The sequence below is a fragment of the Micromonospora rhizosphaerae genome (genome assembly GCF_900091465.1).
Taxonomy (GTDB): domain Bacteria; phylum Actinomycetota; class Actinomycetes; order Mycobacteriales; family Micromonosporaceae; genus Micromonospora; species Micromonospora rhizosphaerae.
In genome coordinates this window covers 1,585,515-1,609,202 of the sequence record NZ_FMHV01000002.1, presented here as the reverse complement: position 1 = coordinate 1,609,202, position 23,688 = coordinate 1,585,515, and the positions used below count along the sequence as shown (strand labels likewise).

Below are 23,688 nucleotides of genomic sequence, written 5' to 3'. Positions count from 1 at the left end.
TCGGCCGCCCCGGCGGCACGGGTGGTGTCCCCGCGTACGCCGAGGCGGCCGGATCGTCATGCGTGGTGCCCGCCGGCCTCCGCTGTCGATGATCTCACCGCGGCGGCCGGCGGACCGGTCACTTGGTCGGCTGGGCCTTCGAGGTGACCGTGATGGTGCCGGCGGCGATGTCCGCCTTGATCTTGTCGACCTCGGCCTTCAGGTCCGCCGGGACCTTGCTGTCGAAGTCGTGGTACGGGGCGATCGACACACCGTTGTTGGCCAGGGTGCCCACGAAGCCCGGCTTGGCCTGGAGCTTCTCGCCACCAGCGGCCTTGAGCACGGCCTCCTTGACGGCGTCCGGGATGTTCTTGACCACGGTGGTCACCAGCGTCGGGCAGTTCGGGGTGCTCTCGCAGCCGTCGACGTCCACCCAGATGACCGAGTACTTGCCGTTCGAGGCCTGGGCCGCGGCGGTGGTGCCGAGGCCGGCGCCGCCGGCGACCGGCATGATGATGTCCGCGCCCTGGGCGACCAGGGTGTCGGAGACCTTCTTGCCCTCGTCCTGCTTGACGAAGTCGTTGGTGAAGGAGCCCTTCTGGGTCGCCTTGTCCCAACCGAGGACCTGGACGTTCTTGCCCTTGGCCTTGTTGTAGTACGCGACACCGTCGGCGAAGCCGTCCATGAAGATGGTCACCGGCGGGATCGGCAGACCGCCGTAGGTGCCGACCTTGCCGGTCTTGCTCATCCCGGCGGCCAGGTAACCGGCCTGGAAGGCGGCCTGCGCGGTGTCGAACTGCATCGGGTAGACGTTGTCCACACCCGGGTTCGAGTCGACGATGGCGAACTGCTGGTTCGGGTTGGCCTGGGCGGCCTTCTTCGTGGCGTCGGACATCAGGCCGCCGACGGCCAGGATGAAGTCGCACTTCTGGTTGACGAACCCGGTCAGGTTGACCTCGTAGTCCGCCTCAGCCTTCGACTGGACGTTCTTGATGTCGATGTTGTCGTTGGCCTTCTTGGCCTCCTGCAGGCCCTTCCAGGCCGAGGTGTTGAACGACTTGTCGTCGATGCCGCCGACGTCGGTCACCATGCAGGCGCTGTACTTCTTGGCGGCGGTGCCGCCGCCCTTGTTCTCCTCGGGGGCCTTACCGCACGCGGCGGCGCCCAGCACGAGCCCACCCACCGCGAAGACGGAGGCGATCCGCATCCCACGCACAGAGCGCAAGACGTCTCCTTCCCATTGCTCACCGCTCCATGTGCGGTGGCAGCCCATAAGCCGGCCTGCACGGTGCCGCCGGCTTGTCCCACGTTACGGACGGGAGCGTACGCCCGCGCCCACCGACCGGCCGACAATCGTGCACGACTGTTGAGTGGCTGTTACCCGCATGTAACCCTTGGGTGGGACAGATCACTATCCGTGCTGCCAGCCAATCGGCCGGGCGAGGCGAAACGCTTGTTTCCCGCGGCCCTCCCCTAGTCCGGACGTTACCGCCAGAAGACCGCCACCGCCGCGTTCAGCAGGGTCAACCCGATGATGGCGAGGAAGTGGCCGCGGTTGACCGACTCCCGCTTCCGGGAGAAGAAGACCATGACAAAGATCAGCAGCGCGAGCACCAACTTGGTAACAAGTTTGGCGGGTGCCGGCTCGGGGCCTTCGCGCAGCGGCGCGGAGAGACCGATGCCGGTCAGCAGGCCGATCACCGAGCCCCACAGCATGGCCGCGTTGATCCGCAGTCGGCCGCCGACGTACTGGGCGACCGCGCCGCCGAGCAGCAGCGCGAACCCGATCAGATGGACGTAGAGAAGTACCAGCCGAAGAGCTTCCACGCCGACATCCTCCCCCATCAACGACGCCGCGTAGTAGGCGGCTCGCCAAGCGAGCTCATACCGTGATCTCGGCCGGCCGCCGCTCCGGCACCGCCGTTCCCACCTTCCCGGCCGGCCGGAACCGGCCGACCAGGACCAGGACCAGCCCGACGGCGGCGTAACCCGCCAGCACCGCGAGCGACCGGGTCGCGCCGGCCCCGCCGAAGAAGGCCGCGGAGCGGAGCAGGGTGCCACCGGCGCCGACCGGCAGGAACTGCCCGACCGTGCCCCACGGCCGCGGCAGCAGCTCCGGCGCGGCGCTGACCGCGGAGAGCGGGTTGCCGACCAGGAAGACCAGCAGGGCGCCGAGGCCGATCCCCGGACCGCCGAGCAGCGCCCCGAGTCCGCCGACGATGCCCGCCGCGGCCAGCGCGAAGAGGCCGATCGCCCCCGCCTCCCGCCAGAGGTCGCCGTCCAGGACGCCGAGCCAGCCGTGCAGCACCGCCGCGCCCACCAGGCCGGCGAGGACGGCGTAGCCGAGCAGCCCGAGCAGCCGGGCGCCCCGGTGCGCGACCAGGAAGGTGAGCAGCGCCCCGGCGAGCATGCTGGTCAGCGCGAAGGGCAGGAAGCCGGCGGCGAAACCGGCGCCCCGGGGGTCGTCCGGGTCGGCGGGGACGACCTGCACCACGGGCACCGGACGTCCGGCGGCGAGCTGGGCCGAGGCCTCGGTGAGGAGGGCGGCGACCGTAGGGCTGGCTGCCGGGGCGGTGTGCAGCGCGATCCCGTCCGGGCCGGCGACGAAGGCCGCGTACACCTCGCGGTCGCGCAGCGCCCGGTCGGCCGCCGCTGCGTCGGGCAGCGTGGTCACGTCGAACGCGCCGGGCCGGGCGGCGGCCAGCCGGCCGGCGAGTTCGGTGGTCGCGGGCGCCGGCCCGGCCACTGCGACCGGCAGGTCGCGCGGCGCCAGGTGGGCCGCCGGCGCCGCGAACAGCGGTACGAGCAGCGCCTGCACCCCCGCCGCCAGGGCGGCGAGCAGCACCGCGAGCAGCCAGGGCGATCGGGTACGGGTGCCTTCCATCTCAACTCCTAAAACGAACGCTCGTTCTCTTGGAATGAGAGTGCGCCCCTGCCCGATCGCGAGTCAAGAACGAACGTTCGCTTTAGAATGTGGGTCGTGCCACGCGTATCGGACGAACACCGCGCCGCCCGCCGCCAGCAGATCCTCGACGCGGCCCGGCGCTGCTTCCTGCGTGACGGCTTCCACAACACCTCGATGCAGGACGTGATCGCCGAGGCCGGCCTCTCGGTCGGCGCGGTCTACCGCTACTTCCCGAGCAAGAACGACCTGATCACCTCGATCGCCGAGTCCGTGGTCGGCCGTGCGGAGGAGGTCTTCGCGGAACTCGCCCGGCACGACCCGCCGCTGCCGCTGATCGAGGCGCTGGACCGCGCGCTGGCGTACGTCGACACCCAGACCGGCGAGGACGGCGTGCTCCGCCTCGCGATCCAGGTCTGGAGCGAGGCGCAACGCGACCCGTCGCTGGCCGAGTTCGTGGCCGCGACGTACACGGGGCTCCGCCGGCACTACGCGTCCGTCGTGCGGCGGGCGCAGCAGGCCGGCGAGGTGCCCGCCGACGCCGACCCGGAGGCGGTCGGGGCGGCGCTGTTCGGCCTGGTGCCGGGCTACTTCATGCAGCGCATGCTGACCGGCTCCCCGGACCGGGAGACCTACCTCGCCGGCGTCCGGACGCTGCTCGCGGCCCACCACCCGGCACCCCGCTGACCCGCCCGCCCCGGCGCACCGGCGGACGAGCACCAACCCCCGCCAAGATCGCGCTCGACCAATGAGTAGCGGCCTCCGAAGCGCTGGGAGTCCACTACCTCCCGGTTCGAGTGTGATCTTGAGACGGTCGAGCGGTCAGCCGAGGCGCCAGACCTGGAACGTGGGGCCGTCGGCGGGCAGGGTGACCACGCCGTCGGCGTCGGGGCGGAGCGCCGGCGCACCGCCGTACACGTTGTCACCGGCCGGCAGGCCGGCCAGCCGGACCGGGGCGGCGGCCGCGCGCCGGGCCAGGACCAGCACCGTCCCGGTCGGCGCCTCGCGGAGGAAGACCAGGGTGTCGGCGTCCGCGTGCACCCAGCGCAGGCCGCCGTGCCGGAGCGCGGGCTCGCCGCGGCGCAGCGCGAGCAGCCCCCGGTACGCGGCGAAGGTCCCCTGGTCCCAGCTCTCCGGCCGGTGCCACGGCATCGGCGTACGCGACCCCTCCCCGTTCGTGCCGGTCAGCCCGAGCTCGTCACCGGCGAAGATCACCGGGGTACCCGGCATGGTGGCGAGCAGGCCGGCGGCGACCTCCTGCCGCGCGGCGTCGCCGACCACCGTCCGGATCCGGGCCGAGTCGTGCGACCCGAGCAGCTGCCACGAGTGCACGTACGACCGCCAGGAGATCAGCGACCGGTAGGTGTTCATGGTGGCCAGCACCGCGCCCGCGGCCCGCCGGGGCACCCCGCCGGGGGTGCCCAGGAAGTTCGGCACCGGATCGTCGCCGTGCCGCAGCCAGGACCAGACCGGGTCGGTGAAGCCGACGTAGTTCATCGTGCCGTGCCAGCCGTCGCGGTCCAGATCGCCGGTGTGGTCGTGGCCGTGCTCCGCCAGCAGCAGGCCGTCGGGGCGGGTGTCGGCGACCACCTCGCGCAGCAGCTTCGCCACCTCGTGGGTGTACCCGTCCGCGCCGCGCCGGCCGGTCATGTTGGCCACGTCGACCCGCCAGCCGGCCAGCCCGTACGGCGGGCGCAGCCAGCGGCGCAGCAGCGAGTCCTCGGCGGTGGCGAAGCGGCGACGCAGCTCGGTGCTGCCCCAGTTCAGCTTCGGCAGCGACTTGACCCCGTTCCAGGACTCGTACGACGGCTCCAGGTCCCAGCGCGGCGTCAGACCGGCCTTCATTCGGTCCGGAGCGCCGCCAAGCGGCGCGGAGGCCGAATTGTGGCCGTCAGCCGAGCTGGAGTTGTCGCAGCCGGTCACCTCGTCGAAGTAGTACAGCTCCCGCTCGGCGGCGTGCACGTCCGCGGCGGCGGTGGTGAACCACTCGTGCGCGTCGCCGGTGTGGTTGCTGGTGATGTCGCCGAGCAGGCGCCAGCCCCGGGCGCGGACCGCGTCGGCGAGCCGCACCAGCGCGGCGTCCCCGCCGAGCAGCGGGTCGACCCGGTCGAAGCTCGACGCGTCGTACCGGTGGTTGGAGCGGGCCGGGAAGATCGGGGTGAGGTAGAGGGTGTTCACGCCGAGCCGATCCAGGTGGTCCAGCCGCTCGGTGATGCCGTCCAGGTCGCCGCCGTAGAACTGGTACGGCGTCTCCGGGCCGCGCCCGATCACCGGGGTGTCCCAGTCGCACGGGATGGCCCAGTCCGGCCCGGTCCGGCCGTCGGCGGCGGCCGAGCGGGCGAACCGGTCCGGGAAGATCTGGTAGATCAACGCGTCCCGGGCCCAGGCGGGCGGCGGGGCGTAGCTGACCAGCTTGAAGTCGCCGTTGTCCGGCACGTCGTGGTCGACCAGGCCGGCGGCGTTCAGCCAGCGGTAGCCCCGCGCCCCGGAGAGCATGAACCGGTAGTTGCTGACCGGGTTGCGGACCTCGACGTCGGCCCGCCACCACACGTCGCCGCCCTCGCGGCGGTCGACGGTGGCCTCGGCGAAGCGCGGCTCGCCGTCACCGGTGGTCCGCACGTGCACCTGGCGCACGTCGGCGCCGGCCGGTACCCGGACGAAGACCGGGACGGTCTGTCCGAGCGCGGGCTCCTGCTCCGGGACGTAGGTGGCGGATCCGTCATGGTGCGGCTGCAACGACATGGTCATCCCTTGACCGCCCCAGCCGTGAGGCCGGAGACGATGTAGCGCTGGAGAAGCTGGAACACCAGCACCGTGGGGATCGCGGTGAGCAGGGTGCCCGCCGCGAACATCCCGAAGTTGTTGTTCCGCTCGCCGGCCACCATGCCGAACATGCCGACCGCGAGCGTCTTCGACTCGGTGTCGGTGAGGAACACGTTGGCGATCATGAACTCGTTGATCGTGCTGATGAAGGAGAGCAGCGCGGTCACCGCCAGGATCGGCGCCACCAGCGGCAGCATGATCCGGAAGAAGATCTGGGCGTGCGTGGCGCCGTCCATGGTCGCCGACTCGTCCAACTCGCGGGGCAGGGTGTCGAAGAAGCCCTTCATCAGCCAGGTGTTCACGCCGAGCGCGCCACCCATGTAGAGCAGGAACAGGCCCCACGGGGTGTTGAAGCCGATCGCCGGCCACAGGTCGGTGACCGTGGTGAAGATCAGGAAGATCGCCACGATCGCCAGGAACTGCGGGAACATCTGGATCAGCAGCAGAGTGAGCAGCCCGAACCGCCGTCCGGCGAACCGCATCCGGGAGAACGCGTACGCCGCCAGCGCCGACAGGAAGATCGATACGAAGGCGGCGGCCCCGGCGATCAGCAAAGAGTTGAGGAACCAGTGGCCGAAGGCGAACTTGTCGAACAGGTTGGTGAAGTTCTCGAACGACACCCCGCCGGTCGGCACCAGGTCCGTCGAGGAGAGGGTGCCGAGCGGGTTGAGCGCCGCCGAGAGCACGAACAGGATCGGGAACAGGCTGAACACCACCGCCAGCATCCCGACCAGGTGCCGCCACCCCACCCGGGCGAACCAGCGGTTGCGCCGCTGGCGGGTGGCGTTGCGGCTGGCCACGGGGACGTCCGCGTGGGTCGTCACGAGTACACCTCCTCCAACTGACGGGTGCGCCGGAAGCTGATCGCCGACACCGTCGCCACGATCGCGAAGATGAAGATCGAGACCGTGGCGGCCATGCCGTACTCGGCGCCCTGGGCGCCGAAGGCCAGCCGGTAGGTGTAGGTGATCAGCAGGTCCGTCGCGCCGTTGGTCGGGTTGTCCGGCGCGAACGGTCCACCCTCGGTGGTGAACCAGATCGCGTTGATGTTGTTGAAGTTGTACGCGAACGACGCGATCAGCAGCGGGGAGAGCGCGACCAGCAGCAGCGGCAGGGTGACCGTCCGGAACGACTGCCACGGGGACGCCCCGTCGACCGAAGTGGCCTCGGTCAGCTCGCGCGGGATCGCCTGGAGCGCGCCGGTGGTCACCAGGAACATGTACGGATAGCCCAGCCAGAGCTGCACCAGCAACACCGCCGCGCGCGCGGTCCAGTCCTCGCCGAACCAGTCGACCCCGAGCCCGAACAGGTTGTTGACCAGGCCGAAGTCGGTGTTGAACATGTCCCGCCAGACCAGCAGCATCGCGAACGACGGCATGGCGTACGGCAGGATCAGCAGCACCCGGTAGAAATTGGTGCCGCGCATCCGGGGCGAGTGCAGCGCGAGCGCGATGGCCATGCCGAGCAGGAAGGTGAGCCCGGTAGAGCCGATCGCGAAGGCGAAGTTCCAGAGGAGCGTGCCGAAGAACGGGCCCGAGATGTTCGGATCGGTCAGCACCCGGTTGAAGTTCTTCAGCCCGAGGTTGACCTTCCACCCCTGGGCCAGCCGCTCGCCGTCGGCGGCGACGAAGGAGCCCGTCGCTTCGTCGGCGGTCCAGGTCTTGCCGGTCTCGCTGTCCTTGATGCAGTCGCAGCCGGCGTCGTACGCCCGGACCGCCTTGCCTTCGTAGGCGCGGGTGAGGCCGGTGGACCGGATCGCGCCGCCGGAGGTCGGCACGACAAGGTCCGTGATCTCCTTGCTGCGGAGGCTGGCCTGACCGATGTTTAGCACGGTGTAGCCGTCGGCCGCGGTGACCTTGCCGCCCGGCGCGACGGTGACCGAGCTGGCGTCGAGCTGGCGGAGCCCCTCACTGTCACCGGCGGAGACGGTGCCGGTCTTCGGGTCGGTGACCAGGAAGACCAGCGGCGCGGTGGCCGGGTCGCCCTTGGTGGCGATGGAGAGGGTGTACTCGGTGGAGCCGGGCACCTGCTTCACCGAGGAGCTCTGGATGGCGACGATCGCGTCGTCCCTGCTGCCACGGTGGCCGTCGCCGAAGTTCGTGAACGCGGTGCTCGCCGTGTAGAGCACCGGGAAGACCTGGAAGGCGATCAGGAAGAGCGTGCCGGGGACCAGGTACTTCGCCGGGATGTGCCGGGGGGTGAGGTAGAGGTAGAACAGGCCGGCGGTGGTGACCGCCAGGATGGCCAGCCCGACCCACATCTCGGCCTCGATGAGCGGGAAGGCCGCCCAGATCGCGATCCCGGCCACCAGGCCGAGCAGGATCACCTTGATGACGAGGCCGGTCGCGGTGATCGGCGCGGGGTTCCGCGCGTTACGGGACGTGCGCGGGAGCCCGGAGCGAACGAGCTCCCGGCCCGGGGCCTGCGTGGCAGACCCCGGACCGGACAGCGACCTGCTCATCTACTTGATCTGACCGGCGATGGTCGTGCCAGCGGCGGTGATCGTCTTGGCCGGGTCGGCGCCACCGATGATGTTGGCCTCCGCCTTGCCGAACGGGTCCCAGATCGCGGCCATGGCCGGGATCGCCGGGAGCACCTGGCCGTTCTTGCCGGCCTCCTGGAACTTGGCCAGGTCCGGGTCGGTGCCCTTGACCTGGTCGAAGGCGGCGGTCAGCGCGGGCGGACGGGGCTCGGCCTGGTACAGGGCAACGGCCAGGTCGGGCTTGGTCACGTAGTTCGCGACGAACTCCTGGGCCAGGGCCTTGTTCTTGCCCTTGGCCGCCACGTAGAACGCCTGGACGCCCACGAACGGCTGGGCCTCCTTGCCACCGGCGAAGCCGGGGACCGGGGTGATGTCGTACTTGATGCCGGCCTTCTTGGCGTCGGCGATCGCCCACGGGCCGGAGACCAGGAAAGCGCACTTCTTGCCGGTGAAGGTGGCGATGGAGTTCTCGCCGGTGATGGAGCGCTTCAGCGCGCCCTCGCCCTTCTCACCCAGCTTCGCGATCTTCTGGAAGGCCGCGATCGACTCCGGCTTGCCCACGCCCAGGTCCTTCGGGTCGTAGTCGCCGCTGGCGGTGGTGCCGAAGAGGTAGCCGCCGCCGGAGGTGTACAGCGGGTAGATGTGGTACGCGTCGCCGTTCTGGCCGGACTGCAGGCAGAGGATCTCGCTGGCCTTCTTCTCGGCCTTGAGCTTCTTGCCGGCGGCGACCAGGTCCTCAATGGTCTTCGGCGCCTCGGGGGCCAGCTCTGTGTTGCGGATCAGGGCGACGTTCTCGGTGGCGTAGGGGACGCCGTAGAGCTGACCGTTGAAGGTCACCGCCTTGATCGCGGTCTCGTTGAAGGCGCTCTTCTGCTCGGCGGCCAGCTGCACCGGATCGATGGCGCCGTTCTGCACCAGGTTGCCGATCCAGTCGTGCGCGCCGACCACGACGTCCGGGCCGCTGCCCTGCTGGGAGGCGGTGACGAAGTTGGTCTGCAGGTCCTTGGAGACGGCCTGCACCTCGACGGTGACGCCGTTCTCCTGGCCGAACTTCTCGGCGAACGGCTTGAGGACGGCCGTGCGCTTGTCGTCGGCCCAGATCACCAGCTTGCCGGTGGCCGCCTTGGCGGACTCCTTGGCAGCCGGCTTGTCGCTGTCACTGCCGCCGCAACCCGAGGCGGCGAGCGCCAGGCCGAGGACAGCGACCACACCCGCGGTACGGATGCGCATCGGTACTCCTGTCGTCATGGCGGGTCCGCGGGGGAAGGACGGCCCGCCAGTGGAAACCTCTGAAAGTTCTTGCCAACCGGCGCTAGGGTGCCGCGCCGCTGATCACGCGTGTTGCGGGGACGTTAGCAAGACGTTGCAGAGAATGGAAGAGATTGCAGGAGTGTACGAAAGAACTTGCCGGTGAGCTAAAGTGCCGCCATGCGCGCTCGACTGTCCGACATCGCCCAGCAGGCCGAAGTCAGCGAGGCCACGGTGTCGCGGGTGCTCAACGACCGCCCCGGCGTGGCCCCCGAGACCCGGCAGGCCGTCCTGACCGCCCTTGACGTGCTCGGCTACGAGCGCCCGGCCCGGCTGCGCAAGCGCAGCGCCGGGCTGGTGGGCCTGGTGGTGCCGGAGCTGGACAACCCGATTTTCCCGGCCTTCGCCCAGGTCATCGAGTCGACCCTGGCACAGAGCGGCTTCACGCCCGTGCTCTGCACCCAGACCCCAGGCGGGGTCACCGAGGACGAGTACGTGGAGATGCTGCTGGACCGGCAGGTGTCCGGGATCGTCTTCGTCTCCGGCCTGCACGCCGACACCGCCGCCAACCACGACCGCTACCGGGCGCTGATCGCCCGGCCGCTGCCGATCGTGATGATCAACGGATACGTCCCCGGCATCGCCGCGCCCTTCGTCTCCTGCGATGACCGGGAGGCCGCCGAGCTCGCCGTCGCCCACCTGGTGGCCCTCGGGCACCGCCGGATCGGTCTGATCACCGGTCCGGACCGGTTCGTGCCGGTGCAGCGGAAGGTGGCCGGCTGGAAGGCCGCGATGAGCCGACTCGTCGGCGCGACCGAGAGCGAGCTGGCCGAGCTGGCCGAGCTCTCCCTGTTCGGTGTGGAAGGCGGCGAGGCCGCCGCCGGCCGACTGCTCGAGCGCGGGGTCACCGGCGTCGTCTGCGGCTCCGACCTGATGGCGCTGGGCGCGATCCGGGCGGCCCGCCAGCGCGGCCTGGCGGTCCCCGCCGACCTGTCGGTGGTCGGCTACGACGACTCCCCGCTGATCGCCTTCACCGACCCGCCGCTGACCACCATGCGCCAGCCGGTGATCGCGATGGCGGTCGCCGCGGTGCGGGCCCTGGTCGACGAGATCAACGGCCACGCCGCCCCGCACACCGAGTACCTCTTCCGCCCGGAGCTGGTGGTCCGCGGCTCGACCGCGGTCGCCCGGCAGGCCACCACGCCGCCGGCCGCCGGCGGGCCCGAGCCGGGGCGCCCCGCCCCGCCCGCGCTCGCCGTGCCGGCATAGCGGCTCGACCCCGGGTGACGGCCGTCATTCCTTGCGCAAGGACTGCTTGATTCTTGCAGCATGCCGGCGGCATTCTGCTCAGACACCCGCGCCTCTCACCCACGCACACGCGCAGTGCCGCCGTCCCAGAGAACGGGGATCGTCACCGATGACCGCCGCCATCAACCGCACGCCGCTGGCCTCCGACGACGACTGGTGGCGCTCCGCGGTCGTCTACCAGGTCTACGTCCGCAGCTTCGCCGACGCGAACGGCGACGGCGTCGGTGATCTCCAGGGCATCCGGGAGCGCCTGCCGTACCTGCGCGAGCTCGGCGTGGACGCGCTGTGGCTGACCCCCTTCTTCACCTCGCCGCAGATCGACGGCGGGTACGACGTGGCCGACTACCGGGACGTCGACCCGATGTTCGGCACGCTCGCCGACTTCGACGCGATGATCACCGACGCGCACGCCCTGGGGCTGCGCATCATCGTGGACCTGGTACCCAACCACACCTCCAGCGCGCACCCGTGGTTCCGGGCGGCCCTCGCCGCCCGCCCCGGCTCGGCCGAGCGGGAGCGCTACCTCTTCGCCGACGGCAAGGGCGAGCAGGGCGAGCTGCCCCCGAACGACTGGGAGAGCATCTTCGGCGGCCCAGCCTGGACCCGGGTGGCGGACGGCCAGTGGTACCTGCACCTGTTCGACCCGGCCCAGCCGGACCTGAACTGGCGCCACCCCGAGGTGCGCGCCGAGTTCGAGGACGTGCTGCGCTTCTGGCTCGACCGGGGCGTGGACGGGTTCCGGATCGACGTGGCGCACGGCATGATCAAGGCCGAGGGGCTGCCGGACGTCGGCTTCAACTCGATGACCACCGGCCGGCGCCAGTCCGAGCTGCTCGGCAAGGGCCGGCTCCCCTACTTCGACCAGGACGAGGTGCACGACATCTACCGCGCCTGGCGGCCCATCCTGGACAGCTACCCGGGTGGCCGGATGGCGGTGGCCGAGGCCTGGGCGGAGACGCCGCAGCGGCTGGCCCGCTACATCGGCCCGGACGAGCTGCACCAGGCGTTCAGCTTCGACTTCCTCGACGCCACCTGGTCGGCGGACTCGTTCCGCAAGGTGATCGACACCGCGCTGGCCGAGTCGACCATCGTCGGGGCCCCGACCACCTGGGTGCTCTCCAACCATGACCGGCAGCGACACGTCACCCGGTACGGCGACGGCGAGGTCGGCCTGCGCCGCGCCCGGGCCGCCGCCCTGCTGATGCTGGCCCTGCCCGGCTGCGCCTACCTCTACCAGGGCGAGGAGCTGGGCCTGCCGGAGGTGCTGGACCTGCCGGACGAGCTGCGTCAGGACCCGGCCTTCCTGCGTACCGGGGAGAGCCGGGACGGCTGCCGGGTGCCGATCCCGTGGAGCGGCGAACTGGCCCCGTACGGCTTCAGCCCGGAGGGCTGCGAGCTGAGCTGGCTGCCGGCCCCGGCGACCTGGCGTGCCCTCTCGGTGGCCGCCCAGACCGGCGTGCCGGGCTCCACGCTGGAGCTCTACCGCGCGGCGCTGCGGATCCGGCACGAGCACCCCGCGCTGGCCGGCACCGCCGGCGCCGTCACCTGGCTGGAGGCCGGGCCGGGCGTGCTGGCGTTCCGCCGCTCCGCCGGCGACACCGTGCTGACCTGCGCGGTCAACGTCAGCGGCGCCGAGGTGGTGATCGACGGCTACGGCCGGCCGATCGTCGCCAGCGCTGAGCTCACCGAGCAGGGCGGCGGACATCTCCTGCCGGTTGACGCAGCTGCGTGGTTCGAACGGCGCTGAGCCGGGTAACCCGCCATTGACCTGGTCGTCCGTTGTGCCCCGCGCCGACGGGCGGCTGGGCAACCGACCCCTTGTGGTGGGGGGTGAGGTGGCACCGGCGCCTCGGGGAGCGGACTCCCCGAGGCGCCGGCGTCCATCGGGGACGCTGCCGTCACCGCGGCGCCGGACCCGACCGCCGGGGTCAGCCTTCCTTGCTGGTCAGCAGCTTGGCGATCCGGGCGAAGCCGGCCCGCAGCTCGGCCTCGGTCGGCGCGGGGAGCGGCTCGGCCACCGGCTCCTGCTCGGCGGCCAGCTCCAGTTCCTCGTCGATGGTGTCCTCGAAGTCGCCGTAGAGGTCGGCCTGGTCGATCCGGGCCTCCTCGTCCTGGGCGGCGATCTGCGCGGCGGCGATCTCGCTTCGGATCTCGTCGGCCGACAGCGCCGGCAGCAGCGGCTCGACCACCGCCATCAGCTGCTCCTCGGCGACCACCGCCTCGGCCAGGGCCAGCGCATGCGGCCGCTCGTACGGCCCGCAGACCACCGGCTCCCACTCTTCGACGTCGCCGAGCGGCCCGAAGGTGATGATCCACGGCAGGCCGAGCATCGGCGAGTCTTCCGGCAGGTCCAGTGTCACGAGTGCGCCCACGAGCTCATCATGGTCGCTCCCGTCCTCGAGATGGGTGACATTCGTCCCAAACGCCGCATCTCCAGCTGTCACGCTCATCGCATCCCCTCGGGATCTGCCGGGTCAGGTCGGGTGGGTGGCGTCGAGGGCGGCGCGGACCAGGGCCAGCGCCCGGTCGGCCGGCACTCCGAGCCGGACCGCCTCGGCAGCGTACTCGGCGGCCGCCCGGTGCAGCCGGTCCGTCGCGTCGTCGCGACCCGGGGCCACCACGGTGCCGTGCCGACCCCGGGTCTGCACCAGGCCGGCCCCCTCCAGCTCCCGGTACGCCCGGGCCACCGTGTTCACCGCCAGGCCGAGGTCGGTGGCGAGCTGGCGGACCGGGGGCAGCCGGGTGCCGACCGGCAGCCGACCGGCACCGATCATCCGGGCGAGCTGCCCGCGCACCTGCTCGTACGGGGGCACCGCCGAGGCCGGGTCGATCCGGATCTGCATGTCAGCCCGCCCCTCCCGGCGTACCCGGCTCGATCTCGTCGTCAAGCTCCACGTCCACCTCCGCGGCGGAGGGGCCCTCGGCCAGGTCCACCACCCGGCCGTGCCGGCTGGTCGCCGCCAGCGCGGCGCCGAAGAGCACCAGTTGGTTGAGCAGGTAGAGATAGAGCAGCAGCCCCACCGCGGTCGCCACCACCGTGTACGCCGGGTTTCGCTCGGTACGCACGACGTAGTAGCGCCCGACGGTGTTGAGCAGGGTGATGCCGACGGCGACCACCAGGACGGCCGGCCGCAGCCGGCCGCGGCTCATCCGCAGCCGGGGCACCGCCACCAGCAGCGCGGCGGCCAGCACTGCGTTGACCAGGACGCTGAGCAGCGCGCTGACCGTGATCAGCCCGACCGACCCGGTGCTGCGCAGCAGGAAGCGCAGCAGCGACTCCAGCGCGTCGACGGCCGCCACCGAGACCCCGAGCAGGACGAAGATCGCCACCAGCACGCCGAGGTCGACCAGACGCCGCACCACCAGGTTGCCGGGCTGCTGATTGAAGCCGTACACCAGCCGCTGCGAGGAGCGGATCGCCTCCACCCAGCCGATCCCGGTGAAGACCAGGATGATCAGACCGATCACCCCCACGGTGTTGCTGCTCTGCGCGATCTGCTGTGGATCGATGAAGGGCAGGTTGTTCCGGAGGAAATCGGCCGCCGCCCGGCTGACCTGATCGTTGTCCTGGAGGATCGCGCCGAAGATCCAGTACGCCACCAGGGCGAGCGCGAAGACGGCGAAGAAGCCGTAGTAGGCGATCGCCGCGGCGAGCCGGCCGCCCAGCACGTCGGTGTAGCGCGTCCCGGCCCGCCACAGGTGGTCGAAGGCCGGCGATCGGCGACGCGCGGTGTCCACCCGGCGGCCGAGGGCGGCCTCGATCCGGCCGATCACGTTCACCACGTCATCCTCGCCGATCCGGCGCCGGGGCGCGGGGAGCCGGGCCGTGGGCAGCCCCCGCCTCAGCTCGGCCTGCGCGGCCGCCCGTCCCGATCAGCTCAGCCGCCGAGCCGGAAGTCCCGGCGCGGCTGCCACCGCGTCTGCCCGCTGTGCGAGAAGAGGGTGAAGGACTCCACCTCGAACAGCGCCGAGAAGTCGGCCAGGTCCTCGTACGCCTTGTCCAGCGCCTCCGGGGCGACGTCCTGCGCCACCGTGACGTGCGGGTGGTAGGGGAAGCGGGTCTCCCGGCGCAGCTCCGGCGCGGCCCGGATGGCACCGGCCAGCAGCTCGCACTCGCTGATCCCGGCCGCCACGGCGACGAAGACCACCTGGGTCACCGGCCGGAACGTGCCGGTGCCCCGCAGGTGCAGGGTGAACGGCAGGTGGACCGCGGCCACCGCGGCAAGGTGCTTCTCCACGGCCGGCAGCGCCGTCACCGGGATCTCGGTCGGCCCGAGCAGCGTGACGTGGGCCGGGACCGCCTGCGGGTCACCGGCCTCGATCCGGCGCCGGGTGAGCATCCCGCCCCACGGCTCGGGGATGTCCACCGCGATCCCGATCTGGACGGTGTCGCCGGCGTCCGGCGCCCCTTCCCTGCGATCCACGCTCCGCGCCACCCCTCCGGCCACCGACTGCGTCCCCACCCGTCGCGTCCGGACCGCTACTGGAAGCGGACCGGCGGGAAGAACCCGACCCGCTCGTACGCCGTCCGCAGCGTCGGCGCGGCCACCGCGCGGGCCTTCTCCGCACCGTGGGCGAGCAGCTTGTCCAGCTGGGCCGGGTCGTCGAGGTAGGTGCGGGTGCGCTCCTGGATCGGGGTGACGAACTCCCGGACGACCTCGGCGAGGTCCTTCTTGAGGTCGCCGTAGCCCTTGCCCGCGTACGCGGTCACCAGGTCGTCGATGCTGCGGCCGGAGAGCGCGGAGTAGATCGTGAGCAGGTTGGAGATGCCCGGCTTGGTCTCGGCGTCGAAAACGATCTCCCGGCCGGTGTCGGTGACCGCCGAGCGGATCTTCTTGGCCGAACGGGCCGGGTCCTCCAGCAGGTCGATGATGCCGGCCGGCGAGGAGGACGACTTCGACATCTTGGCCGTCGGGTCCTGCAGGTCGGTGATCTTCGCGGTGTCCTTGACGATGTGCGGCGCCGGCACCGTGAAGGTCTGGCCGAACAGCGAGTTGAACCGCTGGGCCAGGTCCCGGGAGAGCTCCAGGTGCTGACGCTGGTCCTCGCCGACCGGCACCGCGTTGGCCTGGTAGAGCAGGATGTCGGCGGCCTGCAGGATCGGGTAGGTGAAGAGGCCCACGCTGGCGCGCTCGCCGCCCTGCCGCTGCGCCTTGTCCTTGAACTGGGTCATCCGGCTGGCCTCACCGAAGCCGGTGATGCAGCCGAGCACCCAGGCCAGCTGCGGGTGCTCCGGCACCTGCGACTGGACGAAGAGGGTGCTGCGCTCCGGGTCCAGCCCCACCGCGAAGAGCTGCGCGGCGGCCACCCGGGACCGCTGCTTCAGCACCTTCGGGTCGTGACCCGCGGTGATCGCGTGCAGGTCGACCACGCAGTAGAACGCGTCGTGGGTCTCCTGCAGGGCCACCCAGTGCCGCACCGCGCCCAGGTAGTTGCCGAGGTGGAACGAGTCGGCCGTCGGCTGGATGCCGGAGAAGACACGGGGGCGGGCGGGAACGTCGGACATGCCGGCAATTCTGTCAGCAAGGCTCGGCGTACGTCATGACGGGCCGGGGGGTCGCCGCTCCGCCGGCGCCGCCGGGGCGGTGATCTCGCGTCGCTGCTCGGGCAGGCGCACCGCGGAGACCGCGAGCCGGGACACCCGCCGCCCCTCCAGGGCGAGCACCCGCAGCAGCCAGCCACCGAGCGGGTCCTCCGGATCGGGACCGCCCACGCCGTCCGGCGCGGGGGCCACCGGCACCTCGTCGCCGGCGACCGGGAGCCGGCCCAGGGCGGCCATCACGAAGCCGCCGACCGTCTCGTACGGCCCGACCGGCAGCGGCACGCCGGTGCGTTCGGCGAAGTCGGCCAGGTTGAGCCGGCCGTCGACGACGGCGGGCAGGCCGGCGTGGGCCGGGTCGGGCGGGGCGTCGTACTCGTCGTGGATCTCCCCGACCAGTTCCTCGATCAGATCCTCCAGCGTGACGATGCCGGCCGTGCCGCCGTACTCGTCGACCACCACGGCGAGGTGGTGCCCCTCCCGGCGCATCTCGGTCAGCGCGGCGAGCACCCGCTTGCTGCCGGGCAGCCGCTTGACCTCGCGGGTCAGTTCGCCGACCGTGATGCAGGGGTCGAGGTCCGGCCGGAGCAGCACGTCCCGCAGGTGGACGAAGCCGACCACGTCGTCGTGGGTGCCGTCGACCACCGGGTAGCGGGTGTGCGTCTCAGCGCGGACCAGCCGCTCCGCCTCGGCGATGGTCAGCCCGGCGGAGAGGAAGACGACCTCGATGCGGGGCATCATCACCTCGCGGACCAGGCTCGCCCCGGCCACCAGCACCTCGTCGATGATCCGGCGCTCGTCCGGATCGAGCACCGTGTTGGCGGCGACCAGGTCGCGCAGCTCCGCCTCGCTGATCCGCTCGCGGCCCTCCGCCGGGCTGGCGCCGAGCAGATCCGTGACCAGCCTGGTGGCCCCGTCGGCGGCCCGGACCACGAGCCGGGCGACGGCCCGGGCGATGGGGCCCGGTTCGCGCCGCGGCCGCCCCGACGGTCGTCGCCGGAGCCCGGGACCGCCTCCATCCCGCATGACAAGGATGGTAGACAGCACCGTCCGCACGCCCGCTCGGATGTGCGGGTCTGTTGAATAATGGCCGATTATGAGGGAGTGTCGGTGACGGCGAGGCGAGCCGGTCCCCCGCCCCATCGCCGTAGGGTTCAGCAGAGGGCCGCGCCGCCGGCCAGGTAGGAGGAACCCGACGTGAAACTGCTCGTCACCGGAGGCGCCGGCTACATCGGCAGCGTGGTGACCCGGATGCTGCTCGACAACGGCCACGACGTGACGATCCTGGACGATCTGCGGACCGGCCACCGGGAGGCGCTCGCCCCCGAGGCCACCCACGTCGAGCTGCCGGTCCACGAGGCCGCCCGGGTGCTCACCCCGGACGCCGGATTCGAGGGCGTGCTGCACTTCGCCGCGCTGATCGCCGCCGGCGAGTCGATGGTCAAGCCGGAGCTCTACTGGCACACCAACGTGGTCGGCTCGCTCGCCCTGATCGACGCGGTCCGGGCCGCGCGGGTGCCCAGGTTGGTCTTCTCGTCCACCGCGGCCGTCTACGGCAACCCCACCGAGCTGCCCATTCCGGAGACCGCGATCAAGGCTCCCACCAGCACCTACGGGGCTACCAAGCTGACGGTGGACATGGCGCTGACCTCCGAGGCGATCGCGCACGACCTGGCCGCCGTCTCGCTGCGCTACTTCAACGTGGCCGGGGCCTACCTGCACGCCGGGCGGGCCATCGGCGAACGGCACGACCCGGAGAGCCACCTGATCCCCATCGCGCTCCAGGTCGCCGCCGGCCGGCGGGAGAAGCTCCAGCTCTTCGGCGACGACTACCCCACCGTCGACGGCACCTGCGTGCGCGACTACATCCACGTCGAGGACCTGGCCCGAGCCCACCTACTGGCGCTGGACGCCGCAGTCCCCGGCCAGCATCGGATCTACAACCTCGGCAACGGTAACGGCTTCACCAATCGGCAGGTGGTCGAGGTGGTCCGGGAGGTCACCGGGCGCCCGGTGCCGGTGGAGGTGGCACCGCGCCGCGAGGGCGACCCCATCGAGCTGGTCGCCTCCTCCGCACTGGCCCGCGCGGAGCTGGGCTGGGTGCCGAAGAAGCCGACCCTGCACGACATGGTCGGCGACGCCTGGGCCTTCTACCGCACCCATTTGCTGGAACGGCCGTGACCGGAGCGACCATGGGCGTCGCGACGCCGACCGCACCGGCGGGCGACGTCGCGGCCCGCGCCACCGCCGGCTTTCGGCAGTGGTACGGCGCGGAGCCGGCGGGCCGCTGGGCGGCGCCCGGCCGGGTCAACCTGATCGGCGAGCACACCGACTACAACGACGGCTTCGTGCTTCCCTTCGCGCTGCCGCTGCATACCGTGGTCGCCGCCGCGCCGCAGGACGGCGAGCGCTGGACGGTCTGCTCGGAGCACTCCGACGCACCGATCGAGTTCGGGGCCGCCGAGGCCGACGAGCCCGGCCGGGTCACCGGCTGGGCCGCCTATGTCGCCGGGGTGGTCTGGGCGCTGCGCGCGGCCGGTCACGCCGTGCCGGGTGCCCGGCTGGCCATCGCCTCCGACGTGCCGCTCGGCTCGGGGCTCTCCTCCTCCGCCGCGCTGGAGGCGGCGGTCCTCGCCGCCCTGGTCGACCTCGGCGGGCTGGACCTGCCCGCCGAGCGGCGCCCCCGGCTGGCCCAGCGCGCCGAGAACGACTACGTCGGCGCGCCGACCGGGATCATGGACCAGTCCGCTGCGATCCGCTGCCGGGCCGGGCACGCGCTCTTCCTGGACTGCCGCACCGAGTCCGTCGAGCACATCCCGTTCGACCTGGACGCCGCCGGGCTGGCCGTGCTGGTCATCGACAGCCGCGCCCCGCACCGGCACGCCGACGGCGAATACGCCTCCCGCCGGAAGTCCTGCGAGCGCGCCGCCGAACTGCTCGGCGTGCCGGCGTTGCGCGACGTCTCCGCCGACCACCTCGACGAGGCGTTGGCCCGGCTGGACGACCACGAGACCCGCCGCCGGGTCCGGCACGTGGTCACCGAGGACCAGCGGGTGCTCGACACCGTCGCGCTGCTCCGTGCCGGCCGGGTACGCGACATCGGGCCGCTGCTGACCGCCTCGCACGTCTCGATGCGCGACGACTTCGAGATCACCGTGCCCGAGATCGACACCGCGGTCGAGGCGGCCCTGGCCGCCGGGGCGTACGGCGCTCGGATGACCGGCGGCGGGTTCGGCGGCTGTGTCCTCGCCCTGGTCGACGCCGACGCCGCCACGACGGTGGCCGCCGCCGTGACGGCCGCCTACGCCGACCGGGGCTTCCCGCCCCCCACCCACGTCACGGTCATCCCGGCCGCCGGCGCCCACCGCCTGGACTGACCCCTCGCGCACCCCCGGTGCCTCATTCACGGAAAGAGTGGCTATCCGCGCTCGGATAACCACTCTTTCCGTGCATCCGCGCCGGATCGGGCGACCGGGGGGCGGGGGCGTGGGGTCAGCTGGCCTCGACGATCATGCCGGCGCCGACGGTGCGGTTGGTGGTCTCGTCGATGATCACGAAACCGCCGGTGGTGCGGTTCCGGCGGTACTCGTCCGCCAGCAGCGGCACCGTGGTCCGCAGCCGGACCCGGCCGATCTCGTTGAGCTTCAGCTCACCGGCCGTCTCGTCCCGGTGCAAGGAGTTGATGTCCAGCCGGTAATGCAGCCCACGGACGATCGCCCGCGCCGCCCGGGTGGTGTGCTTGATCGCGTACTTGCCGCCGACCTGCAGCGGACGGGTCTCGTCCATCCAGCAGACCATCGCCTCGATGTCCTGCGCGACCGCCGGGGCGTTGTTCGGCCGGCAGATCATGTCGCCGCGGGAGATGTCGATCTCGTCGGTCAGCCGGACGGTCACCGACATCGGCGGGAACGCCTCGTCGACCGGCCCGTCGGCGGTCTCCACCGAGGCGATTCGGCTGGTGAAGCCGGACGGCAGCACCATCACCTCGTCGCCCGGCTTGAGCACGCCGGAGGCCACCTGACCGGCGTAACCCCGGTAGTCGGTGACGGTGGTGGACTGCGGCCGGATCACGTACTGCACCGGGAACCGGACGTCGACCAGGTTGCGGTCGCTGGCGATGTGCACGTGCTCCAGGTGGTGCAGCAGCGACGGCCCCTCGTACCAGGGCATGTTCTCCGAGCGGGCGACGATGTTGTCGCCCTTGAGGGCGGAGATCGGCACCACGGTCAGGTCCGGCACGTCCAGCTTGGCGGCGAACGCGGTGAACTCGTCGGCGATCCGCTCGAACACCTCCTGCGACCAGTCCACCAGGTCCATCTTGTTGACGCAGAGGACCAGGTGCGGCACCCGCAGCAGCGAGCAGAGGAACGCGTGCCGCCGGGACTGCTCCACCAGGCCCTTGCGGGCGTCCACCAGGATCAGCGCCAGGTCGGCGGTGGAGGCGCCGGTGACCATGTTCCGGGTGTACTGGATGTGCCCCGGGGTGTCGGCGATGATGAACTTCCGCCGGGGGGTGGCGAAGTAGCGGTACGCCACGTCGATGGTGATGCCCTGCTCCCGCTCGGCCCGCAGGCCGTCGGTGAGCAGCGCCAGGTTGGTGTATTCGTCGCCCCGCGCCGCGCTGACTGCCTCGACCGCGGCCAGCTGGTCGGTGAAGAGGGACTTCGTGTCGTACAGCAGCCGACCGATCAGGGTGGACTTGCCGTCGTCGACGCTGCCCGCGGTGGCGAACCGCAGCAGGTCCATCGGCCGCCCCTCGGCCGGCCGGGTGTCGGCGGCCGGGGCCGCGGTCTCGACGCTCATCAGAAGTAGCCCTCCCGCTTGCGGTCCTCCATGGCGGCCTCGCTGACCCGGTCGTCGCCGCGGGTCGCGCCGCGCTCGGTGATCCGGGTGGCGGCGACCTCCTCGATCACCTTCTCCACCGTGTCGGCGTCCGACCGGACGGCGGCGGTGCAGGAGGCGTCGCCCACCGTGCGGTAGCGCACCTGCGCCTTGAACGGCTCCTCGCCCGCCCGCGGGCGGAAGAACTCGTTGACCGCGTAGAGCATGCCGTCTCGCTCGATCACCTCGCGCTGGTGCGCGTAGTAGATCGACGGCAGTGGGATCCGCTCCCGGGCGATGTAGTGCCAGACATCCAGCTCGGTCCAGTTGGAGAGGGGGAAGACGCGGATCGACTCGCCCGGGTGGTGCCGGCCGTTGTAGAGCGCCCACAGCTCCGGACGCTGGTTCTTCGGGTCCCACTGGCCGAACTCGTCGCGGAAGCTGAACACCCGCTCCTTGGCCCGGGCCTTCTCCTCGTCCCGGCGGGCGCCGCCGAAGAGCGCGTCGAAGCGGTGCTTCTCCACCGCGTCGAGCAGCACCGGGGTCTGGATCCGGTTACGCATCCCGTCCGCCGACTCGCGGACCAGCCCCTTGGCCAGGGCCGCCGGCACGCTGGCCACGATCAGCTGCAGGCCCAACTCGGCGACCCGCTGGTCGCGGTACTCCAGGACCTCCGGGAAGTTGTGGCCGGTGTCCACGTGCATGACCGGGAAGGGGATGTTGGCCGGGGCGAACGCCTTCTGCGCCAGCCGCAGCATCACGATCGAGTCCTTGCCACCGGAGAAGAGCAGCACCGGGCGCTCCATCTCGGCGACCACCTCGCGCATCACGAAGATGCTCTCCGCCTCAAGCGCGTCGAGGTGGGAGACCTGGTAAGCGGCGGCCGCGGTCATGACACGGGCTCGATTCGCTCGGATCCGCACATGGGATTCCAGACCTTTCCGGTCGGACTCGTGAAGAAGAACGCTCAGGCTACCCGGAATGCCGCTGCAGCGCTGCAAGCAACCGACTGGCGAGATCCTTGCGGCAGACCAGCAGGTCGGGCAGGCGCGGGTCGGCCTCGTTGTATTTCAGCGCAGAACCGTCGATCCGGGAAGCGTGCAGGCCGGTGGCCGTCGCCACAGCGACCGGAGCGGCCGAATCCCACTCGTACTGACCGCCCGCGTGGATGTACGCGTCGACCTCACCGGTGACCACCGCGGCGATCTTCGCGCCCGCCGAGCCCATCGGGACCAGATGAGCGCCGATGTCCTCGGCCAGATCGGTCAGGAAAACCGGCGGACGGCTACGGCTGGCCGCCAACCGGATGGCCCGCACGCCGCCCGAGGTCGCCGCCTCCACCGTCATCGGCGGGTACGCCGGCGGGTAGTCCGTGGCCAGCACCCGGTGCTGCGCCGGCAGTGCCACGGCGCCGGCGACCAGGCCGTGCGGGGTCGGCGCGTTGCGCGCCCAGAGCGCCACGTGCACCGCCCAGTCCGAGCGCCCCTCCTCGGAGAACTCCCGGGTGCCGTCCAGCGGATCGATGATCCAGACCCGGTCGGCGTTCAGCCGGGACACCGCCTCGGTGGTCACCTCCGCCGTCCAGGCCAGCCGGGAGCCCTCGTCCTCCTCGGAGAGCACCGCGTCACCCGGGCGCCACTGCGCCAGCTGCGTCCGGATCAGGTCGTGCGAGACCTTGTCCCCGGCCGACTTCAACGCCCCCGGGTCCGCGAAGCCCATCTCCGACCGCAGGTTGACCAGCGCCTGCCCGGCCCGCGCCGCCAGCCACCGGGCGAACGCGCCGTCGATCATCGGAGGATTGCCCATACCGCTCTCCCGTCGCCTCGCCGCGACCCGCGTCGTCGGCATCCGCCACGCCAGAAAGGCGCAGACTACCCGCCCGGATCAGCCCGTTCCGGTACGCCCCGCCCGGCTCAGGCCCCGTGGTAGAGGTTCTGCGTCGGCTCCACCCCGCGGGTGACCACCGACTCCACCATGTCCGCCGCCCGGTCCACCAGGAACTCCAGCTCCTTGCGCTCGACGGAGGAGAAGTCCGACAGCACGTAGTCGGCCGGGTCCTGCCGCCCCGGTGGCCGCCCGATACCGAACCGTACCCGGACGTACTCCTTCGTCCCGAGCGACTTCGACATCGACCGCAGGCCGTTGTGCCCGCCCTCGCCGCCACCGCACTTCACCCGCAGCTGCCCGTACGGGATGTCCAGCTCGTCGTGCACGGCGATCACCCGCTGCGGCGGGATCTTGTGGAACTGCGCCAGCGCGGCGACCGGCCCGCCGGAGAGGTTCATGTACGTCAGCGGCTTCACCAGCACCAGCTTCGGGCCGCCGAACCCGAGCCGCCCCTCGGCGACCTCTGCCACCGCCCGCTTGTGCCGGCCGAACTTCGCGCCCAGCCGACCGGCGAGCAGGTCCGCCACCATGAAGCCGACGTTGTGCCGGTTACCCGCGTACTCCCGACCGGGGTTGCCCAGGCCGACCACCAGCCACGGCCCCGCCTCGTCCGTCACGCCACGCCCCTCCCGCTCTCAACCGCGCCCGCGCCGACGGGCGGACGCCGCCGCCTCCCGGCGGCCGTCCCGATACGCCGAC

General features: G+C 71.7%; 22 protein-coding genes. 5 read left to right on the top strand and 17 right to left on the bottom strand.

What is annotated here, in order from left to right; translation table 11 throughout:
- Positions 1–118 precede the first annotated feature (118 nt).
- The 3 genes from GA0070624_RS07890 to GA0070624_RS07880 all read right to left on the bottom strand — a co-directional run bounded on the left by GA0070624_RS07890 (position 119) and on the right by GA0070624_RS07880 (position 2,863).
- Positions 119–1,186 carry a BMP family lipoprotein gene (locus tag GA0070624_RS07890; protein ID WP_091338229.1) on the bottom strand — a complete coding sequence of 356 codons (1,068 nt, stop codon included), beginning with the start codon at positions 1,184–1,186 and terminating at the stop codon, positions 119–121.
- Positions 1,187–1,464: 278 nt separating this feature from the next.
- Positions 1,465–1,806, bottom strand: a complete 342-nt coding sequence (locus tag GA0070624_RS07885; protein ID WP_091338225.1) for a hypothetical protein — start codon at positions 1,804–1,806, stop codon at positions 1,465–1,467.
- 55 nt (positions 1,807–1,861) lie between these two features.
- Positions 1,862–2,863, bottom strand: coding sequence for a hypothetical protein (locus GA0070624_RS07880; RefSeq protein ID WP_091338220.1), 1,002 nt, complete (start codon positions 2,861–2,863; stop codon positions 1,862–1,864).
- 96 nt (positions 2,864–2,959) lie between these two features.
- Here GA0070624_RS07880 and GA0070624_RS07875 point away from each other — a divergent pair, with 96 nt between their 5' ends.
- A complete protein-coding gene (locus tag GA0070624_RS07875) occupies positions 2,960–3,568 on the top strand; it encodes a TetR/AcrR family transcriptional regulator (protein WP_176731624.1) in 609 nt (202 codons plus the stop codon).
- 135 nt (positions 3,569–3,703) lie between these two features.
- On the opposite strand, the gene GA0070624_RS07870 is transcribed toward GA0070624_RS07875, so the two are convergent.
- The 4 genes from GA0070624_RS07870 to GA0070624_RS07855 form a co-directional block, all read right to left on the bottom strand.
- A complete protein-coding gene (locus tag GA0070624_RS07870; RefSeq protein WP_091338212.1) occupies positions 3,704–5,623 on the bottom strand; it encodes a glycoside hydrolase family 13 protein in 1,920 nt (639 codons plus the stop codon).
- A 2-nt stretch (positions 5,624–5,625) separates the two neighbouring features.
- Positions 5,626–6,429 carry a sugar ABC transporter permease gene (locus tag GA0070624_RS07865; protein ID WP_425413542.1) on the bottom strand — a complete coding sequence of 268 codons (804 nt, stop codon included), beginning with the start codon at positions 6,427–6,429 and terminating at the stop codon, positions 5,626–5,628.
- 95 nt (positions 6,430–6,524) lie between these two features.
- On the bottom strand, positions 6,525–8,165 hold the full coding sequence (locus GA0070624_RS07860; protein ID WP_091338204.1) for an ABC transporter permease subunit: 1,641 nt from the start codon (positions 8,163–8,165) through the stop codon (positions 6,525–6,527).
- Positions 8,166–9,416 (bottom strand): sugar ABC transporter substrate-binding protein, encoded by a 1,251-nt coding sequence (locus GA0070624_RS07855; protein WP_091338201.1) that lies wholly within the window; start codon positions 9,414–9,416, stop codon positions 8,166–8,168.
- Positions 9,417–9,614: 198 nt separating this feature from the next.
- Here GA0070624_RS07855 and GA0070624_RS07850 point away from each other — a divergent pair, with 198 nt between their 5' ends.
- Positions 9,615–10,703, top strand: coding sequence for a LacI family DNA-binding transcriptional regulator (locus GA0070624_RS07850; protein WP_091338197.1), 1,089 nt, complete (start codon positions 9,615–9,617; stop codon positions 10,701–10,703).
- Between the two features lie 148 nt (positions 10,704–10,851).
- A complete protein-coding gene (locus GA0070624_RS07845) occupies positions 10,852–12,489 on the top strand; it encodes a glycoside hydrolase family 13 protein (protein WP_091338194.1) in 1,638 nt (545 codons plus the stop codon).
- 181 nt (positions 12,490–12,670) lie between these two features.
- Here GA0070624_RS07845 and GA0070624_RS07840 read toward each other — a convergent pair whose 3' ends face one another.
- The 6 genes from GA0070624_RS07840 to GA0070624_RS07815 all read right to left on the bottom strand — a co-directional run bounded on the left by GA0070624_RS07840 (position 12,671) and on the right by GA0070624_RS07815 (position 17,307).
- Positions 12,671–13,114, bottom strand: coding sequence for a hypothetical protein (locus GA0070624_RS07840; RefSeq protein WP_091338191.1), 444 nt, complete (start codon positions 13,112–13,114; stop codon positions 12,671–12,673).
- Between the two features lie 102 nt (positions 13,115–13,216).
- Positions 13,217–13,585 (bottom strand): GntR family transcriptional regulator, encoded by a 369-nt coding sequence (locus GA0070624_RS07835; protein WP_091338186.1) that lies wholly within the window; start codon positions 13,583–13,585, stop codon positions 13,217–13,219.
- A gap of 1 nt (position 13,586) precedes the next feature.
- A complete protein-coding gene (locus GA0070624_RS07830) occupies positions 13,587–14,522 on the bottom strand; it encodes a YihY/virulence factor BrkB family protein (protein WP_091348357.1) in 936 nt (311 codons plus the stop codon).
- Positions 14,523–14,620: 98 nt separating this feature from the next.
- On the bottom strand, positions 14,621–15,205 hold the full coding sequence (locus GA0070624_RS07825; RefSeq protein ID WP_091338182.1) for a 2'-5' RNA ligase family protein: 585 nt from the start codon (positions 15,203–15,205) through the stop codon (positions 14,621–14,623).
- A gap of 17 nt (positions 15,206–15,222) precedes the next feature.
- Positions 15,223–16,248 carry a tryptophan--tRNA ligase gene (gene trpS, locus GA0070624_RS07820; RefSeq protein WP_091338178.1) on the bottom strand — a complete coding sequence of 342 codons (1,026 nt, stop codon included), beginning with the start codon at positions 16,246–16,248 and terminating at the stop codon, positions 15,223–15,225.
- 33 nt (positions 16,249–16,281) lie between these two features.
- A complete protein-coding gene (locus tag GA0070624_RS07815) occupies positions 16,282–17,307 on the bottom strand; it encodes a hemolysin family protein (protein ID WP_091338175.1) in 1,026 nt (341 codons plus the stop codon).
- Between the two features lie 171 nt (positions 17,308–17,478).
- Between GA0070624_RS07815 and galE the strand changes: the two genes are divergently transcribed.
- Complete coding sequence (galE, locus tag GA0070624_RS07810) at positions 17,479–18,462, top strand: UDP-glucose 4-epimerase GalE (protein WP_091338172.1); 984 nt, start codon at positions 17,479–17,481, stop codon at positions 18,460–18,462.
- Positions 18,463–18,473: 11 nt separating this feature from the next.
- Positions 18,474–19,658 carry a galactokinase gene (galK, locus tag GA0070624_RS07805; protein ID WP_091338168.1) on the top strand — a complete coding sequence of 395 codons (1,185 nt, stop codon included), beginning with the start codon at positions 18,474–18,476 and terminating at the stop codon, positions 19,656–19,658.
- Between the two features lie 115 nt (positions 19,659–19,773).
- On the opposite strand, the gene cysN is transcribed toward galK, so the two are convergent.
- From cysN to pth, 4 genes are all read right to left on the bottom strand, one after another.
- Positions 19,774–21,084 (bottom strand): sulfate adenylyltransferase subunit CysN, encoded by a 1,311-nt coding sequence (gene cysN, locus GA0070624_RS07800; protein ID WP_091338165.1) that lies wholly within the window; start codon positions 21,082–21,084, stop codon positions 19,774–19,776.
- Positions 21,084–21,995 carry a sulfate adenylyltransferase subunit CysD gene (gene cysD / locus GA0070624_RS07795; RefSeq protein ID WP_091338162.1) on the bottom strand — a complete coding sequence of 304 codons (912 nt, stop codon included), beginning with the start codon at positions 21,993–21,995 and terminating at the stop codon, positions 21,084–21,086. The genes cysN and cysD overlap by 1 nt, the downstream gene beginning before the upstream one ends.
- 79 nt (positions 21,996–22,074) lie before the next feature.
- Entirely contained in the window at positions 22,075–22,908 is an 834-nt protein-coding gene (locus GA0070624_RS07790; protein WP_091338159.1) for an inositol monophosphatase family protein, read from the bottom strand.
- A gap of 107 nt (positions 22,909–23,015) precedes the next feature.
- Positions 23,016–23,606, bottom strand: coding sequence for an aminoacyl-tRNA hydrolase (pth, locus tag GA0070624_RS07785; protein WP_091338156.1), 591 nt, complete (start codon positions 23,604–23,606; stop codon positions 23,016–23,018).
- Positions 23,607–23,688 lie beyond the last annotated feature (82 nt).

Excerpts from the sequence above, each read along its gene's own strand:
- GA0070624_RS07890 (WP_091338229.1), bottom strand. The coding sequence starts at position 1,186 with ATGCGGATCGCCTCCGTCTTCGCGGTGGGTGGGCTCGTGCTGGGCGCC.
- GA0070624_RS07880 (WP_091338220.1), bottom strand. The coding sequence starts at position 2,863 with ATGGAAGGCACCCGTACCCGATCGCCCTGGCTGCTCGCGGTGCTGCTC.
- GA0070624_RS07870 (WP_091338212.1), bottom strand. The coding sequence starts at position 5,623 with ATGTCGTTGCAGCCGCACCATGACGGATCCGCCACCTACGTCCCGGAG.
- GA0070624_RS07865 (WP_425413542.1), bottom strand. The coding sequence starts at position 6,429 with ATGCTGGCGGTGGTGTTCAGCCTGTTCCCGATCCTGTTCGTGCTCTCG.
- GA0070624_RS07860 (WP_091338204.1), bottom strand. The coding sequence starts at position 8,165 with ATGAGCAGGTCGCTGTCCGGTCCGGGGTCTGCCACGCAGGCCCCGGGC.
- GA0070624_RS07855 (WP_091338201.1), bottom strand. The coding sequence starts at position 9,416 with ATGCGCATCCGTACCGCGGGTGTGGTCGCTGTCCTCGGCCTGGCGCTC.
- GA0070624_RS07850 (WP_091338197.1), top strand. The coding sequence starts at position 9,615 with ATGCGCGCTCGACTGTCCGACATCGCCCAGCAGGCCGAAGTCAGCGAG.
- GA0070624_RS07845 (WP_091338194.1), top strand. The coding sequence starts at position 10,852 with ATGACCGCCGCCATCAACCGCACGCCGCTGGCCTCCGACGACGACTGG.
- GA0070624_RS07835 (WP_091338186.1), bottom strand. The coding sequence starts at position 13,585 with ATGCAGATCCGGATCGACCCGGCCTCGGCGGTGCCCCCGTACGAGCAG.
- trpS (WP_091338178.1), bottom strand. The coding sequence starts at position 16,248 with ATGTCCGACGTTCCCGCCCGCCCCCGTGTCTTCTCCGGCATCCAGCCG.
- GA0070624_RS07815 (WP_091338175.1), bottom strand. The coding sequence starts at position 17,307 with ATGCGGGATGGAGGCGGTCCCGGGCTCCGGCGACGACCGTCGGGGCGG.
- galK (WP_091338168.1), top strand. The coding sequence starts at position 18,474 with ATGGGCGTCGCGACGCCGACCGCACCGGCGGGCGACGTCGCGGCCCGC.
- cysN (WP_091338165.1), bottom strand. The coding sequence starts at position 21,084 with ATGAGCGTCGAGACCGCGGCCCCGGCCGCCGACACCCGGCCGGCCGAG.
- cysD (WP_091338162.1), bottom strand. The coding sequence starts at position 21,995 with ATGACCGCGGCCGCCGCTTACCAGGTCTCCCACCTCGACGCGCTTGAG.
- GA0070624_RS07790 (WP_091338159.1), bottom strand. The coding sequence starts at position 22,908 with ATGGGCAATCCTCCGATGATCGACGGCGCGTTCGCCCGGTGGCTGGCG.